At 41.8% G+C, this 244-nt stretch carries 1 protein-coding gene; it reads right to left on the bottom strand.

Annotated features, from left to right (window positions below; translation table 11 throughout):
* A partial coding sequence (locus AAEZ02_RS23270; RefSeq protein ID WP_351125569.1) for an EAL domain-containing protein occupies nt 1-244 on the bottom strand: 244 nt, incomplete at both ends.

Here is a 244-nt window from a genome sequence, read left to right on the forward strand (position 1 = left end):
GTATTTGATAACGGATCGCCAGTTGCTTAATATCAGGTACTAAACTGGCATCTGCAAATTGTTGCGAGGCCACATTCACAGCAATAGGGATAGCATAATTATATTTACGTTGCCATTCCCTGATGACTTTACAGCTTTGCTCGATAACCCAACGTCCAATAGGGATGATAATACCGGTTTCTTCGGCTACAGGGATAAATGACATAGGACTTATTAATCGGCCGTCTTTTTGCCAGCGAATAAG

Source organism: Shewanella sp. T24-MNA-CIBAN-0130, from assembly GCF_040310185.1.
Lineage (GTDB): Bacteria > Pseudomonadota > Gammaproteobacteria > Enterobacterales > Shewanellaceae > Shewanella > Shewanella psychromarinicola.